This is a genomic window from Variovorax sp. P1_H2, assembly GCF_056405295.1.
Map to the genome: position 1 here is coordinate 20026 of NZ_JBFUCJ010000004.1, position 15634 is coordinate 35659.

Consider the following 15634-nt stretch of genomic DNA (forward strand, 5'->3'; position numbering starts at 1 on the left):
CATGAGCCAAGAAGTGAACAAGAAGATCTACATCTCTGACGTGACGCTGCGCGACGGCAGCCATGCCATTCGCCACCAGTACAGCGTGGAGCAGGCCAAGACGATCGCCAAGGCGCTGGATGAGGCCAAGGTCGATTCCATCGAAGTGGCCCACGGCGACGGTCTGCAGGGCGGCAGCTTCAACTACGGCTTCGGCGCCCACACCGACATCGAGTGGATCGAGGCGGTCGCCAGCGTGATCAAGCATGCCAGGATCGCGACCTTGCTCTTGCCGGGCATCGGAACCGTGCATGACCTCAAGGCTGCTCATGACGCCGGCGCGCGCATCGTTCGCGTGGCCACGCACTGCACCGAGGCCGACATCTCGAAGCAGCACATCGAGTATGCGCGGCACCTTGGCATGGAGGCCGTGGGCTTCCTGATGATGAGCCACATGACCACGCCGCAGGCGCTCGCGCAACAGGCCAAGCGGATGGAGAGCTACGGCGCGACCTGCTGCTATGTGGTGGACTCGGGTGGCGCGTTGAGCATGAACGATGTGCGCAACCGGTTCCGCGCTTTCAAGGATGTGCTTCAGCCCGAGACAGAGACGGGCATGCACGCGCACCACAACCTGAGCCTGGGCGTTGCCAACAGCATCGTTGCGGTGGAAGAGGGCTGCGACCGTGTGGACGCGAGCCTCGCGGGCATGGGCGCAGGAGCGGGCAACGCGCCGCTGGAAGTGTTCATTGCCGCAGCTGCGCGCCTGGGATGGAACCATGGAACGGACCTGTACAAGCTGATGGATGCGGCCGACGACATCGTGCGCCCGCTGCAGGACCGACCCGTGCGGGTGGACCGCGAGACGCTTGCGCTGGGCTATGCCGGTGTCTATTCGAGCTTCCTGCGCCATTCGGAAGTGGCTGCCCGGAAGTATGGCCTGAAGACGGTCGACATCCTGGTTGAGCTGGGACGGCGCCGCATGGTGGGTGGCCAGGAAGACATGATCGTCGACGTGGCACTCGACCTGCTGAAAGACATCGAGCACGGGCGTGTTCACCAGACACCCGGCATGAGCGAGGCCGGCTGAGCTTCGACCCCGGGCGCCGCTGGGCGCCGCGGCGTTCTCGTCGCTCGATACGCACCACGTACGCGAACTCGGAGCTGCACGTGGATATTGAAAATGACAAAGGAGACTTTCATGAATCGAATGAGCGTTCGCCGATCGCTTGTCGCATTGGCGATTTCGATGGTCGCTGTGATGCCCGCGGCACAGGCGCAGTCCGCTGGCGCGAAGTGGCCGAGCCAGCCGGTGCGCTTCGTGGTCCCGTTTCCTGCTGGCTCAGCCCCTGATGTGCTGATCCGATTCGTCGGTGTCAAGCTCTCCGACAAGTGGGGGCAGGCGGTGGTGATCGACAACAAGCCCGGCGGCAGCGGTGTCATTGGCATGAACACCCTCCTCACCGGCCCCACCGACGGCAGCACGTTCGGTTTCGTGCAAGGTTCCGCGATCTCGGTGGCTCCGAGCACGATCAAGGGCGTGGCCTACGATTTCAATCGCGACTTCGTGCCGGTCACCCTGGCGGCCGTGGCGCCCTTCATGCTGGCTGTGCCGGGCGATTCTCCCTACAAGACGCTTGGCGATTTCATCGCCGACGCGAAGGTGAAGCCGCAAGGCATCGAAGTCGCCGACAACGGTCGCGGCACCGCGCCTCACCTCGCCTCTGCGCTGCTCGGCCTTCAGTCGGGCGCCCAGTTTCTCGAGGTGCACTATCCGGGTGGGGCCCAGGCCATGCAGGCGACGCTCGGCGGTCAGACCAAGATGATGGTCGAGACGTACAACGTGGTGGCAGGCAATGTGCAAGGTGGCAAGATGCGCGTGCTGGCGTCGATGAGCGATCGCGTCGAGCCTGGCCTGGACAAGTTCCCGCTTGCCAAGGACACAGTCCCCGGCGCCGTGGCCTTCGGCTGGTTCGCCGTGATCGCGAAGAGGGGGGTCGACCCCGCCATCCTCGCCAGGCTCAACAAGGACATGGGCGAAGCATTGCTGCTGCCTGATGTGGTTGCCAAGTCCCGAGAGCTGGGCACGTACCCGCGCCCCGGCACGCCGGAGCAACTGGCAAAGTACATCGACGACGACCGCAGGACCTGGCAGGGCGTTCTCGACAAGCTGAACATCAAGCCGGAGTAGAACTCAAGGCAGATTCCTTGCGCTGCTCCGCCCGCTCGCGCAAGCAGCAGCCCCATCACGTATTCGATCGCCGGCCGTGCGGGCTATGCTTGGGTCCGCATGTCCTTCCTACCCGCGTTGCGGCGCCCGGTCTCGCTCGCCGCTGCCCTCCTGTCGCTGGCCGCGCCGCTTGGCGCCGCCGCGGCTTCGCGCTGCCTCGAGACCGCCGCGCAGTCACCGGCGCCGGCCCGTGCGCTGGCCATGGCCGCCGCCGCGCGGCGCGAGCATCAGGCCTTCGGCGGCCAGGCCATGGATGCCGAGGGACGGTTGATCGAATCGGGTCTTTCGGAGGCCGAGGACGTGCGCTCCCGTCCGTGGTCGTCGGCACCCTGGGAGCGGGTGCTCGGCTATTGGCGCGCGGCCGATCCCCAGCCGGGCCGCCTGCCCTCGCTGGTTCGATTCGGCGCCCTCCGGCCGGCCGATCGCCAACTCCTGGCGCAGGCACTGAACCAGGCCACGACCGCGCGCCTGCAGGGCCTGGGCGTCGGGCCCGACCAGGGGCTGGAATCGCACGAACTGCGCGCCGCGCAGGCCGCCATCGACCGCGTCGCCGTGATCGACACGCCCTGGTCCGCTGCCTTCGTGAGCTGGCTCGCGCGCGAGGCCGGGCTCGGCGCCGAGGAGTTCCGGTTCGCCGAGGCACATGCCGACTATGCGGGCGCGGCGTGGCAGGCCGGCAGCGCCGAAGCGGCCGGCCGCCCGACCGCCTATGCGATGCGCGCCTGCGACATCACGCGCACCTCGCCGCGCGTCGGCGACCTGGTCTGCCAGGCGCGCGGTGCCGGTGCCGGCCTCGACAGCTTCGAGAAGATCGGCGAGGTGCTGGCTGCGCGCCGCACCGGCGGCGAGCTGCCGATGCACTGCGACGTCGTCGTCAGCGTCGATGCCCAGGGGTTCGACGTCATCGGCGGCAATGTGCTGCAGTCCGTCACCTTGCGCCGGCTGGCCTTCGCCCCGGGCAGCACGCTGCTCGACCCGAGCTACCTGCCCGATGGCTGCGGTGCCGCCCGGGCCGGCTGCGTCGACCGCCACATGAGCCGCCAGCCCTGGTCGTTGCTGCTGCAGTGGCGTTGATTCAATGCGCCAGCGCCGCATCGAGGGCCGAGGCGTCCTCGGTGCCGCTGCCGTCCAGCGCTTCCTCGACTTCCGTGCGCGGCAGCGTCGGCGCGAAGGACTCGATGAAGGCGTAGACATAGCCGCGCAGGTAGTTGCCGCGGCGCACCGCCAGCTTGGTCTCGTTGATGCCGAACAGGTGGCCGGCATCGACCGCGCGCAACTGCGTGTCGCGCTCGGTCTCGTAGGCGATGCCGGCGACGATGCCCACGCCCATGCCGAGCTCGACATAGGTCTTGATCACGTCGGCGTCCATTGCCGTGATGGCGAAGTCGGGCCGGATGCCGCTGTGGGCAAAGGCCGCATCGATGCGGGTCCGGCCGGTGAATCCGGCGTCGTAGGTGACCAGCGGGAAGCGTGCCAGCCGCTCGAGAGTGAGCGGGCCGTCGAGCAGCGGATGCCCGGGCGGCGCGATGACCGAGTGGGTCCAGCGGTAGCAGGGCAGGGCGACCAGCTGGGGGTAGTCGGCCAGCGCCTCGGTGGCGATGCCGACGTCGGCCTCGCCGTCGAGCAGCATCTGCGCCACTTGCTTGGGCGAGCCCTGGCGCAGGTGCAGCTGCACGTTGGGAAACTTGCCGCGGAACTCCTGCACGGCGACCGGCAGCGCGTAGCGTGCCTGCGAGTGGGTCGCGGCGATCGACAGCGAACCGCTCTCCTGCGCCAGGAACTCCTGTCCCGCCTGGCRCAGGTTGTGGCTTTCGAGCAGCACCCGCTCGATGATCGGCAGCAGATGGTCGCCGGGCGCGGTCAGGCCGGTCAGCCGCTTGCCGGCGCGGGCGAACAGGGCCAGGCCGAGCTCGTCCTCCAGTTCGCGGATCTGCCGGCTGACGCCGGGTTGCGAGGTATGCAGCGCCTGGGCCGCTTCGGTGAGGTTGAAGCCGCATCGCACGGCCTCGCGCACGGAGCGCAGTTGTTGGAAATTCATCGGAGCCAGATCGGGAGACCGTGCCAATCAGCACGAGGCTGCCGATTCTGCGGGCGCGTCCGCCCATGGCGAACTACCGATTCGTTGCATTCAAATAAGGGAAATATCTGTAGCGATCAAGGCCCGGGATTCAATTGAACCCGAAGTGCGTCGGCAAACGCCTGCGGGCGCTCGATGTGGGGGATGTGTCCCACCCCGGGCAAGACAGTGAGCGTCGCCTGCGGGATCCAGGCTTGCAGCGAACGGGCCTGCGCCAACGGCGTGATGGTGTCCTGCTCGCCCCAGATGAGCCTGACTGGCGGTCCGCCGCTGGCCCACGCCCGGATCATCGAGGGCGAGAGACTGGCAGCGGATTCGCAGGAAGCGCCCGCGAATGCGAGCGCCCAGTCTCCGAGCCCCGCGCTGAAACCTTGACGTTGGAAAGGCACCTGGTAGTACGGCGTGAGCTGATCGGTCACGACTTCCGTGCGGTGCACGAACTTCTTCAGAAGGGTTCCCGTGAGCCCTGGCCACGTCGCGGTCGCTGCGACGACGGCGGTTCGAACGCCACGGTTGGACAGCAAGAAGTTCGGGCCTGCGTCGACATCGCAGGCAGGCGCTTCGCCGAGGGGGCCAAGGCCAAGCGCCGGATCGACGAGCACGAGCTTGCGAACACGCCCGCCTGCGCGCATCGCAGCCTCGAGCGCCGGGCCCGAGCCGAACGAATGCCCCACGAGGGTGACCGAGCCCCCCAGGCTGTCGATGAGGCTCAACACCCGCCGGGCTTGCGCCGAACGCGAATAGTCCAGTCCCGCATCCTGCCCCGCGGCCTTCGACAGACCGAAGGGAGGCAGGTCCACCGCCACCACGTGCCAGCCCGCTTCGCCGAGCGTCCGGGGCAGTTCGAACCAGGTCCCACTCCAGGCGCCGGTGCCGTGCAGAAGGAGAACGGTCGGGCGCTGGGGGTCGCCCCACTCCTGCAGGTACAGCTGCGCGTCTCCCGCGCGCACCCAACGCCCCTTCCCGGCGGCGATCTGCTCGACGGTCTTCGTCTCCCGCATGGCGCGAGCCACCTGTGCGCAGGCGGTCCATCCCAGGATGGCCGCCAGGACAGCGCCAAGGAGGAGCAGCAGCACGGTGGCGCCACGCTTCGCGGCCGAGCCGCCCGCGCTGGCCTTCGGTCCGCTCATGGCCTAGAAGTCGTAGACATGTTCGATCGCACCGGCGCCCAGATCGGCTTCGACCTGGCGCAGAAGCGCGCCGAGCCGGGCGACGGGCGCGGCCATCACCACACGCACCGTCCCCGGCCGAGTCAGGATGGGTTGCTTGAAGAGCAAGCGCGTCCGAGGGTCTGCGGCCGACCAGTTCTCCGGCACCCGCAGGCTGACCACGATCTCGCCGCTGTTGCCGGCGATCTCCTTGAAGTCGATGCCCTGGCCCGCGAGCCAGCGGCTGTAGGCCGTGAATCCCTCATAGCGCGGGATCGTCGCCAGCCCATCGGGCGCCGTGCCGCTCAGGACCTTGTAGTCCGGGTGTGCGCCGTCCTTTACGGGTTCCTTGCTGAGGACCACCGCGGTGACCGGCAAGGGGGCGTCATAGATGGCATGCGTGCCGAGCTGGATGGCCTGGGCATAGCCGGCCTTCACGAGCAGCTCGGTGGTGAGCGCGAAGCGGCGCTCCCATCGCCGGATCAGGTCGGGACCGGTGAGCGGGAGCTGGGCCGCCCACAACTGCTGGAGTTGGCCCCAGAAGTCGAACAGGTACCAGGGGTCGACGCGGATGAAGTCCACGTAGGCCTGCGCATAGCGGGCGGCGAACTTCTCCTCGGGGACGCTGGCCGGGCCGGACTTGGTGGCTTCCGCCAGCCGGCCCACGGTGTGCTCGTAGATGCCTTTCAAGGCGTACTCGACGGTGGTGCTGGTGCCGATCACCATCACCATCAGGTGGTAGCCGCCGTTGAAGGGGTACTTGCCGAGCTCGCCATTGACCGCGCCGTAGCCCTGCCAGAACTGCCCGATGTGGGCGAACAGCGGAAAGGCGCTCGGCGTCGCGCCGCTGGACAAGTAGGCGGCGTACTCCGCGGGGCTGTGCACCAGGTACCACTCGGGGAAGGTCAGGAAGGTCTGGTCGGGTGTGCGCCGATGCTCTTCCGGCGTGACGGGGGCCGCGCCCGCGGCCAGCGCACCGGCCCAGATCGCCGCGGCGAGGCTGAACGTGCGAAGGCGCTTCATGCGGCCAGCTGCCGAGTCGCCGGGGCTTGCTTCACGAAGCACAGCAGCACGTTGTCGGTCGGGTCGTTCTCCTGGAGAACGCGCGCACCGGTGTCCGAGAAGCCGGCGCGTGCCAGCCGCTCGACCCACGTCGACACGGGCTCGAAGAAGCGAAGCTCCGCCTGGTTCGTCTCCCAGGTCTCGCCGAGACCGGCGTTGAAGACCGTGTGGGCGAGCGACACCATCGCGCGCAGATCTTCGGAGCGCACGTCGTGATCGCGAACGATGAAGGCGCCGCCCGGGCGCAACACCCGATGGATCGACGCCAGGAACCCTTCCAGGCGCTGCACCGTCATGTGATGAAGCCCGACGTAGCAGGCCACGAGGTCGAGGCTCTCGTCGGCGACCGCGTCGGGTGGCAGCGGGGCGTAGTCGGCCAGCAGGAGGTGCACGCCGCCGAGCTTGCGCAGCTGTCCCCGCTCCATGATGTCGACGGGCGAAAAGGTGGGCGCCTTGTCGTCGATGAAGAACCGGGGCCCGCTGATCTGGAGCGCGGCATCGAGCCCGCGGAAGTACCGGCCCTTGGAGCCGATCTCGGCGTAGCCTTCGAAGCGGTCGCGGCCCCCGAGGACCTGCAGGGTCTGGCGCGTCATCTCCGCCTTCTGCTTGATCAGCGAGGGCAGGGCATGGGTCAGGTCGGCGAGCAGCGGCTTGATGCCCTTGAGCTCGCGCTGGATGTAGCGGTAGACGCTCTCCTCGTCGGGGTGCAGCTGGCACGCCTCGCGAATGAGCTGGTGGAACCGGTCCTCCGGGACGGTTCGGAACACGCTCTGGAGAAAGCGATAGAAGGCATCGGACTGCCGCACGTCGCCGAAGACCTGATGGAATTCGGAACGGGGTGGCAAAGCTGGCGTCCTTGCCGTGCCGCTGCCGACCAAGCCCGTCCGGTGGTACTTGTTCCAGAGGACATTGGTGAACCTGAAGTCCGGATCCAGCTTCTCCTTGAGCGCGAGGTACTCCCTCGCCCGCGGGTAGGCGCGATGGAACTGCTCCGGCGTGCCATGGGGCTGGTAGGGCAGGTAGTAGGTGCCGCCGACCGACAGCACGGCGTCGATCAGCTCGCGCGTCCAGACGCCCACCCGGCTCTTCGCGTTCTCGCGGGTGCGCTGCTTGTGGTAGAGCACAAAGGCGAAGGTCTCCCTCGGTGCCCAGCTCAAGAGCGTGTGGGGGTCGGGCATGGCATGCCGGATCGAGACGTTCAGCGCATTCACCCGGTGGCGCCGAAGGACGGCGGCCATCAGGGGCACGAATTGCTCCAGCTTCTCGACCGGCACGAAGTACTCCTGCAGAACGTAGGTGCGGTCCTTGCGCGAGGGCGGCTCCAGCTCCGCGACGTCGTAGCCGGCCTCGTAGTTGCGCCAATGCACCTTCTTCCGAAGGTACAGCAGGGGGTCGATGAACTTCTCGCGGCGCTCCTTGCCGAAAGGCGTCTCGGAGACGGCCCAGAGGAAGTACTGGTGCAGCGGGTACGACTTCGCAAGCGGCTGCAGTCGCGCCGTCGTCGTCRCCGGCGCTTCGGTCTCGACCCAGGTCACCGAACGCACCGTGGCGTAGTGCGGCGCGTACAGGTCGGCGTTGTGGAACACCGCCTTGGGGTTGTTCCGGATCTCGTTCTTGAAATGCGTCCAATAGTCGGCCAGCGGCATGACCTTGTCGACGCGCTGAACGCGCTTGTTCTCGGCCAGGTCGAGTTCGATCTCGACCACCACGCCCAGGCCGCCGTAGCCGCCGATGACACCGAAGAACAGGTCCGGGTTGAGCTCCCGGCTCGCGTGCCGCAGCTCGCCGTCATGCAGGGCCACCTCGATGCTTCGCACCGACAGCACCAGGGGTCCCAGCCCCACGTATCGACCGTGGCAGTTGACGCTCAGCGCGCCGCCGACCGTGAAGTTGGCATAGGTCTGCATGATCTTGACCGCCATGCCATGCGGATCGACGAACTTCTGGATGTCGCACCAGCGCACGCCGGGTTGCACGCGGATCGTCTTGTCGCCGGGCGAGAAAGCGACGATTCGATTCATCGAACGCATGTCGAAATGCAGGCTGCCGGGGCTCGCCGTCTGCCCGCCCATGCTGAAGCGGCCGCCGCCGATGGAGACCGGTCCGGAGGTCCGGCGCAAGGCCTCGACGACATCCGCGGTGCAACTGGGTGCGACGATGGCCATGACCCGCACCGGGTTCAGTTGCGTGACGTCGTTGACGATGTGATGGTTGGTCATTGCAGGGAAGCGTCGGCAGGAGAGGTCACGCGAAGGTAGTCGGCTCGCAGATCGGCAGGCGATCCGTAGCGTTCGGCGCCGGCGGCCGTGCCGCGAAATCCGCACTCCACGAGGAGGACGATGGCGCCGGCGACAGGAACGGCGGCAAGCAGGAGCCACGCCGCCGACCGGCCCCGGTCATGAAGCCGGCGGCCCCATACCGAGACCATGTGCACCACGAGGGCCAGCACCGGGATCAGGTCGAAGGGTGGGCCGAGGTGCTGCCGCACCCCGATGCACAGCCAGAGACCGAGCGGCAGGAACGTGCCGACTCGAAGCCAGAACGAGGCTCGACCGAGTCGACCTCGCAGAGTGAACTCTTGAAGCCAGGACTTCTTCATTTGCCTTGTGATCCGTGGGAGGTCCGGTAGCGACCGGGGGCTGACGCCCCGCATCCTACCGTGGGCGTATCGAAATGTGTTCGGGGCGGCTCCGGGTTTCGAGAGGCCCACTGTCGGTCGCAGGATCAGAATGTAGCGGCGGCCCTGACCGAAGCTGGCCTGGGGTTCGCGCGGCGCCGGAGCGCGGCCTGACGATCGGGCCCGGCCGGATGTTCTCGACCTCAAACACCTACGGGCACTTCATGCGGCTCAACTACAGCTATCGGCGGTCGCCGGAGATCGAGGCGGCGGTGATCGATCGCGGTCGGATGGCGGCGACGATGTCGGGCCGGAGCGCGCCATGACTGCGGATGCGCTGCTGTGGACGATGCTGGCGCGGCGCTCGGTTTCGCCGCGGCGCCTGGGGCTGCCGGGGCCGAGCGCGGCGCAGCTCGGACTGATGGTGGATGCGGCGCTTCGCGCGCCGGACCACGGGCGCATGCTGCCCTGGCGGCTGATCGATTTCGCGGCCGCGCAGCGGGAGGAGCTGGCGCAGCTGTTCGAGGACGAGAAGCGCCGCCGGACGCCGGATGCGACACCCCAGGACATCGAGCGCGCCCGCGCGCATGCGACGCAGACGCCGACCATGCTGGCCTTCGTCGTGCGGCCCGAGTCCGATGCCAAGGTGCCGGTCCACGAGCAGTGGCTGGGCGCGGGCGCGGCGCTGGGCCAACTGCTGCTGGCGGCGCATGCGATGGGCTTCGGCGCCATCGTGCTCAGCGGGGAGCGCTGCAAGGACGCGATCCTCCGCGAGGCGCTTGGCATCGCCCCTGCGGAGACGCTGGCCGGGTTCGTCAGCATCGGAACGATCGTTGCTGCACCGCCGCCCGCGGTGCGGACGGAACGGGACCGCGTCTTGTCGAACTGGAAGCCCTAGCGGTGAAGGGTCGAGGGGGTCTTTCTCAGCTCCTGCGCCAGATCGACGAACGCGCGCAGCTTGGGCGCCTGTGACGCGCGCCTCGGAAAGTACAAGAACAGACCCGGCTCCTCGAAGGCCGACCTGGGAACCAACTGCCGGAGCTGTCCATCACGAATCTCCGCGCGCACCAGCGGTTCGAACAGGTACGCGATGCCCACGCCGGCCAGCGCGAGCTCTTTGGCGTACAACGCATCGGTCACGCGCACCGAGCCCGGCACCTCGACGGACACCTGCGCGCCCCGCTCGCGCAGGTCCCACGCGTACACGCCGCCGGAACTCACGAAGCGATAGCCGATGCAGTTGTGCTTCGCGAGCGCCGCGATGCTGCGCGGTTCGCCGGCCCGCGAGAGGTACTCCGGCGACGCCACCATGATGGCGTCGAACGGCGGCGTGAGCCGCACCGCCACCATGTCCTGAGCCACCGTGTGGCCGAGGCGCACGCCCGCGTCGTAGCCGGCGGCGACGATGTCGGTCAGGCCATCGTCGGAGGCGACCTCGACCACGAGTTCGGGATGGCGCCGCGCCATTTCCGCCACCAGCGGCGTGATGGCGAGCGGCAGCGCCACATGCGGTGCGTTGATGCGCAGCAGGCCGCCCATGCGCCCGCTCTCGGCGCCGAAAGCATCGACCGCGTCCGAGATCTCGCCCATCGCAGGCGCCAGCAGGCCAATGAAGGCCGTGCCGGCCTCGGTGAGCCGGACGCTGCGCGTGGTGCGCGCGAACAGCGGCTGGCCGAGCTGCTCTTCGACCGTGCGCACCGCATGGCTCACGGCCGATGCGCTCATGCCCAGTTCGGCCGCCGCCGCCGCGAAGCCGCCGCGGCGATGCACCGCGAGAACGATCGCGAGATGGGGCAGAAGCGTTCGATCCATTCATGCATCGTATCGCACAGTGCTTTCGATCAAAACGATCTATTCGCCGAATCGAATTGCTGCGAAAGTCAGGCCATGCCCCGATGAAACCCGTCGCACCCACAACGCACCGAAGGAGATCCACCATGACCGCAGCCACCCCTCAGACCTGGTTCGTCACCGGCGCCGCCTCGGGCTTCGGCCGTGCCTTCGCCGAGCATGCGCTGGCGCAAGGCCACAACGTGGTCGCCACCGCGCGCGACACCGACCGCCTCGCCGGGCTCGTCGCCCTCGCCCCCGGCCGCGTGCTCGCCGCCGCGCTCGACGTCGACGCGTCCGGCGCCGCCGAAGTCGCCGTGCAAGCCGCGGTCGCGCGCTTCGGCCGCATCGACGTGCTCATCAACAACGCGGGCTACGGTGTGGTGGGTGCGCTCGAAGAGACCTCCGACGCCGACCTGCGCGCGCTCATGAACACCAACTTCTTCGGCGCCATGGCCGTCACGCGCGCCGCGCTGCCGGTGCTGCGCGCGCAGYGATCGGGCGCCATCGTCAACATCTCGAGCCTGGGCGGCCAGCTCTCGTTTTCGGGGTTCAGCGCCTACTCGGCCTCGAAGTTCGCGCTCGAAGGCGCGTCCGAAGCGCTGGCGCAGGAGGTCGCGCCCTTCGGCATCAAGGTGCTGATCGTCGAGCCCGGCCAGTTCCGCACGCAGCTGGGCGGCAGCGGCATGCGCCACATGCCGGTGATCGAGGCCTACCAGCCCATCGTCGGACCGACGCGCGAGTTCGCGCATGCGATGCACAACACGCAGCCGGGAGACCCGCGCAAGGCTGGCGCGGCGATCGAAGCGGCGCTGAATGCCGAGAGCACGCCATTGCGGCTACAACTTGGCGGCGATGCCGTCGATGCGATCCGCGCTCACGCCGAAGCGCTGCTTGCGGAGACTGCGGCTTGGGAAGCCGTGAGCCGCGGCACCGATTTCGACCCGGCGTGACCGCGCGATCCGGGCTGGCTTGCGGCCACCGGCCGACCCGCAGTCCGGCGTGAAAGCTGCCCGTCATCTGCGCAGTCGCATCGAAACCGAAAACCTGTCCGCGGGATGCACCGAGACTGAAACCTCGAAAAGCTCGCCGTCCGCATCGAAATAGCGACGCACGATCTTCAGCGCCGATGCGCCTGCCTCCACCTGGAGCTTCCGGGCCATGTCGCCATCCGTGATCGTGAACGCCCGGACATCCTGGTGGATCTCTGCGATGTGCCGGTCGTAGCGCTCCTCGATCAACGAACTGATCAAGGCGTCCGGCGATGCCTCCACGAGTTCTCCGATCTCGGCATAGTTGGGGTCGATGTACACGTCGGTCCAGCCGATCGGCATTGCATCTTCATCTCCGACCATGCGCAACGTGGAGATGCGCAGCCAGGATGTTCCATCGCCGCACCCCAACTCCTTCGCCAGGTCGCCTGTCACCGTCTCGGGCGCGATCGACTGCACCACGCGCAGATGCTCCTCGCCGAACTGGACCAGATCATCGACGGATGCCAGCGACGGGCGAAAGCCCGCCCTCGGCTTCGCCGAAATGACCCGCGTGCCGACGTTCTTGCGCCGCGACACCAGTCCAAGCTGCTGCAGTTCGGCCAGCGCAGCCCGCACGGTGTGCCTGCTGGTGCCGTAGTGCTTGCACAGCTCGAGCTCAGTCGGCAGCAGCGCGCCGACGCTGAAGTGACCCGACGTGATCGCCTCGGTCAGGTGGCGGGCAATGTTCGCGAAGTTGGCCCTCTGCGGAGCCGGTTCAAGCGTGGTGTTCATGGCTTAAGGGTAAACCCCAAATTGAAGTTATGTCCGAACATATTAAAGTCGAATATGTTCGGACATATTAGTATTCATCTCTTCCCACTTCAAGAGGCATTCATGTCGACTCCTTCGTTTTCCATGGCCAGCACCGTCGTTGATTCCATCCTGTTTCGCGACGCCTTCGGCACGCAGAAGATGCGACAGATTTTCTCCGATGGCGCGCTCATCCAGCGCTACATCGATGTCGAGGTGGCGCTGGCGAAGGCCGAAGCGCGCGTCGGCGTGATTCCGGCCGATGCGGCCGAGGTGATCGCACGCGAATCGAGGATCGAGCGCATCGACTTCGACCACATGCGCCACGAGACGGACATCGTCGGCTACCCGATCCTGCCGCTGGTGCACCAGCTCGTCGAGATGTGCGGCGAGGCCGGCCGCTACGTGCACTGGGGCGCGACGACGCAGGACATCATGGACACGGCCGTCGCCCTCCAGGTGCGCGACGCGCTCGACAGCATCGATGGCGACATCCGCGCGTTGCGCAGCATCCTGGCCTCACTGGCGCGCAAGCACCGCGACACGCCGATGGCTGGCCGCACCCACCTGCAGCAGGCGCTGCCCGTGACCTTCGGCTACAAGGTGGCGGTCTGGCTCGCGATGTTCGACCGTCACCAGCAGCGCCTCGCCGAATTGCGCCCGCGTGTGGCGGTCGTCGAGTTCGCCGGTGCGGCTGGTACGCTGGCATCGCTCGGCGACAAGGGCTTCGAGGTCCAGAAGGCGATGGCCGCCGAACTCAAGCTGGGCGTGCCCGCCACGACCTGGCACGTGGCGCGCGACGGCTTTGCCGAGGCGGTGAACCTGCTGGCTCTCGTCACCGGCTCGCTCGGCAAGATTGCGCTCGACATCATGATCATGGCGTCGACCGAGTTCGCCGAGGTCTACGAGCCCTTCGTCAAGGGCCGCGGCGCGTCGAGCACGATGCCGCAGAAGCGCAATCCGATTTCCAGCGAGCTGATGCTGGCGGCCTCCAAGGCGGTGCGCCAGCACGCCGGCCTGATGGTCGACGCGATGGTGCAGGACTTCGAGCGCGCCACCGGTCCGTGGCATGCCGAATGGATCGCGATCCCCGAGAGTTTCATCCTGACCTCGGGCGCCTTGCACCAGGCGAAGTTCGCGCTCGGCGGACTGATCGTCGACGAGGCCCGCATGGCGCACAACCTCGGCATCACCAAGGGCCTGATCGTGGCCGAGGCCGTGATGATGGGCATGGCGCCTCACATCGGACGCCAGCAGGCGCACGACGTGGTCTACGACGCCTGTCGCACCGTGAACGAGAAGGGCGGCAACCTGGCCGAAGCCCTGGCGGCCATCCCCGAAGTCACGAAGCACTTCGACCGAGCCACCATCGATCGCCTCACCGATCCCGCCAACTATCTCGGCCTTGCGCCGCAGATGGTGGATCGCGCGCTGGCGCTGTCCGCTGAAGTCGGCGCCTGAGGCGCATGGAGAGAGACAACATGACAACCACATCCACCGTCGGGGCGACCGCGCTGGCCCTGCCGAAGAAGCTTCCCTGGTATCGCAAGCTCGGCATGCAGGTGCTGGTCTCGCTGATTCTGGGCATTCTGGTCGGCTTCGCCTTTCCCAAGTTCGCATCGCAGCTCAAATTGCTCGGCGACATGTTCCTCTCGCTGATCAAGGCGGGTGTCGCGCCGCTGGTGTTCCTCACCATCGTGCACGGCATCGCCTCAGCCGGCGACGTCAAGAGCGCCGGGCGCGTCGGGTGGCGCTCGATCGTCTACTTCGAAGTGATCTCGACGATCGCGCTGTGCTTGGGCCTGCTGGCGGGCAACCTGCTGGGTATCGGCAAGGGCATGACCACCGTCGTGAGCGGCGCCGCCGCGCCGGTGGCGAAGGCAGCGGCACCCCAGGGCTTCCTGGAGTTCATGGCGCACATCGTCCCCGACAACTTCGTCGGTGCCTTCGCCAAGGGCGAGTTGCTCCAAGTGGTGGTGCTCGCCGTGATGGTCGGGATCGGGATCCTCGCGATCYCGGAAGGGCGCCGCGAGAAGGTCAATGGCGGACTGGACTACATCTCCGAAGTGCTGTTCTCGTTCATCAACCTGGTGATGAAGCTGGCTCCGATCGGCACCTTCGGCGCCATCGCGTACTCGGTTGGCAGCAACGGCGGCGCGGTACTGATTGCCCTGGCACAGCTGGTGCTGAGCTTCTACGCCGTCATCGCGATCTTCATCGCAGTGGTCCTCGGCCTGGTCGCAAAGGTCGCCGGCTTCAGCCTGTGGCGCTTCCTGCGCTACATCAAGGACGAGATCCTGATCGTGCTCGGCACGGCGTCCTCGGAAAGCGCGCTGCCGCGCCTGCTGATCAAGCTGGAGCGCCTGGGCTGTGCCAAGCAGACGGTCGGCCTGGTGCTGCCCACCGGCTACGCCTTCAATCTCGACGGCACGTCGATCTTCATGGCGATGGGCGTGATGTTCATCTCGCATGCGTACGGCGTTCCGCTCTCGATCGATCACCAGATCGGCATTCTTCTGCTGATGCTTCTGACGTCCAAGGGCGCGGCCACGGTGTCGGGCGGCTCGTTCGTGGTCTTCGCGGCCACCGTGGCCTCGACGGGGATTCTTCCGGTCGAGGGTCTGGCGGTCATCTTCGGCGTCTATCGCTTCCTGTCGATGGCGATCGCCACCTGCAACACGATCGGCAACAGCGTCGCCGTCGTGGTCGTCGCGAAATGGTCGGGCACCTTCGATCCGAAGGTCGCCGAGCGACACCTGTATCCCGAGCGCTATCCGGACATCGCCGCAGCCGATGCGCAACTGGACGACGGCAATCTGCTGCCGGAAGACATGAAGGACACCAATCCCCATCCCGCCGGCATCGACATGCATGTGCCGGCCCCCGCTCGCTGACCTCTACCCATTT

At 67.3% G+C, this 15634-nt stretch carries 14 protein-coding genes; 7 read left to right on the plus strand and 7 right to left on the minus strand.

Annotation, left to right across the window (positions count from 1 at the left end):
- Nucleotide 1: 1 nt before the first annotated feature.
- The 3 genes from dmpG (at nucleotide 2) to AC1D2E_RS02620 (ending at nucleotide 3283) form a co-directional block, all read left to right on the plus strand.
- Nucleotides 2–1069 (plus strand): 4-hydroxy-2-oxovalerate aldolase, encoded by a 1068-nt coding sequence (gene dmpG, locus AC1D2E_RS02610; RefSeq protein ID WP_478195948.1) that lies wholly within the window; start codon nucleotides 2–4, stop codon nucleotides 1067–1069.
- Nucleotides 1070–1180: 111 nt separating this feature from the next.
- Nucleotides 1181–2170 carry a Bug family tripartite tricarboxylate transporter substrate binding protein gene (locus AC1D2E_RS02615; protein WP_478195949.1) on the plus strand — a complete coding sequence of 330 codons (990 nt, stop codon included), beginning with the start codon at nucleotides 1181–1183 and terminating at the stop codon, nucleotides 2168–2170.
- A 99-nt stretch (nucleotides 2171–2269) separates the two neighbouring features.
- The gene (locus AC1D2E_RS02620) at nucleotides 2270–3283 is read left to right on the plus strand and encodes a DUF2272 domain-containing protein (RefSeq protein ID WP_478195950.1); all 1014 of its coding nucleotides are present in this window, start codon (nucleotides 2270–2272) and stop codon (nucleotides 3281–3283) included.
- 1 nt (nucleotide 3284) lies between these two features.
- On the opposite strand, the gene AC1D2E_RS02625 is transcribed toward AC1D2E_RS02620, so the two are convergent.
- The 5 genes from AC1D2E_RS02625 to AC1D2E_RS02645 form a co-directional block, all read right to left on the minus strand.
- The gene (locus AC1D2E_RS02625) at nucleotides 3285–4247 is read right to left on the minus strand and encodes a CysB family HTH-type transcriptional regulator (protein WP_478195951.1); all 963 of its coding nucleotides are present in this window, start codon (nucleotides 4245–4247) and stop codon (nucleotides 3285–3287) included.
- A gap of 116 nt (nucleotides 4248–4363) precedes the next feature.
- Complete coding sequence (locus AC1D2E_RS02630) at nucleotides 4364–5416, minus strand: alpha/beta fold hydrolase (protein WP_478195952.1); 1053 nt, start codon at nucleotides 5414–5416, stop codon at nucleotides 4364–4366.
- A gap of 3 nt (nucleotides 5417–5419) precedes the next feature.
- Nucleotides 5420–6457, minus strand: a complete 1038-nt coding sequence (locus AC1D2E_RS02635) for a hypothetical protein (RefSeq protein ID WP_478195953.1) — start codon at nucleotides 6455–6457, stop codon at nucleotides 5420–5422.
- Nucleotides 6454–8715, minus strand: a complete 2262-nt coding sequence (locus AC1D2E_RS02640; RefSeq protein WP_478195954.1) for an FAD-binding protein — start codon at nucleotides 8713–8715, stop codon at nucleotides 6454–6456. Before AC1D2E_RS02640 ends, AC1D2E_RS02635 begins: the two co-directional genes overlap by 4 nt.
- A complete protein-coding gene (locus tag AC1D2E_RS02645; protein ID WP_478195955.1) occupies nucleotides 8712–9095 on the minus strand; it encodes a DUF805 domain-containing protein in 384 nt (127 codons plus the stop codon). Before AC1D2E_RS02645 ends, AC1D2E_RS02640 begins: the two co-directional genes overlap by 4 nt.
- Nucleotides 9096–9435: 340 nt before the next feature.
- Here AC1D2E_RS02645 and AC1D2E_RS02650 point away from each other — a divergent pair, with 340 nt between their 5' ends.
- Nucleotides 9436–10011: a nitroreductase family protein gene (locus tag AC1D2E_RS02650; protein ID WP_478195956.1), complete on the plus strand. Its 576-nt coding sequence runs from the start codon at nucleotides 9436–9438 to the stop codon at nucleotides 10009–10011.
- On the opposite strand, the gene AC1D2E_RS02655 is transcribed toward AC1D2E_RS02650, so the two are convergent.
- Entirely contained in the window at nucleotides 10008–10925 is a 918-nt protein-coding gene (locus tag AC1D2E_RS02655; protein WP_478195957.1) for a LysR family transcriptional regulator, read from the minus strand. The two genes, AC1D2E_RS02650 and AC1D2E_RS02655, sit on opposite strands and share 4 nt — an antisense overlap.
- Nucleotides 10926–11050: 125 nt before the next feature.
- Between AC1D2E_RS02655 and AC1D2E_RS02660 the strand changes: the two genes are divergently transcribed.
- A complete protein-coding gene (locus AC1D2E_RS02660; protein WP_478195958.1) occupies nucleotides 11051–11896 on the plus strand; it encodes an oxidoreductase in 846 nt (281 codons plus the stop codon).
- Nucleotides 11897–11959: 63 nt separating this feature from the next.
- Here the strand turns inward: AC1D2E_RS02660 and AC1D2E_RS02665 are convergent, their stop codons facing one another.
- Nucleotides 11960–12709 carry a GntR family transcriptional regulator gene (locus AC1D2E_RS02665; RefSeq protein WP_478195959.1) on the minus strand — a complete coding sequence of 250 codons (750 nt, stop codon included), beginning with the start codon at nucleotides 12707–12709 and terminating at the stop codon, nucleotides 11960–11962.
- A 102-nt stretch (nucleotides 12710–12811) separates the two neighbouring features.
- Between AC1D2E_RS02665 and pcaB the strand changes: the two genes are divergently transcribed.
- The gene (gene pcaB / locus AC1D2E_RS02670) at nucleotides 12812–14188 is read left to right on the plus strand and encodes a 3-carboxy-cis,cis-muconate cycloisomerase (protein ID WP_478195960.1); all 1377 of its coding nucleotides are present in this window, start codon (nucleotides 12812–12814) and stop codon (nucleotides 14186–14188) included.
- A 20-nt stretch (nucleotides 14189–14208) separates the two neighbouring features.
- Nucleotides 14209–15621: a cation:dicarboxylate symporter family transporter gene (locus AC1D2E_RS02675; protein ID WP_478195961.1), complete on the plus strand. Its 1413-nt coding sequence runs from the start codon at nucleotides 14209–14211 to the stop codon at nucleotides 15619–15621.
- The last annotated feature ends 13 nt before the right edge of the window (nucleotides 15622–15634 follow it).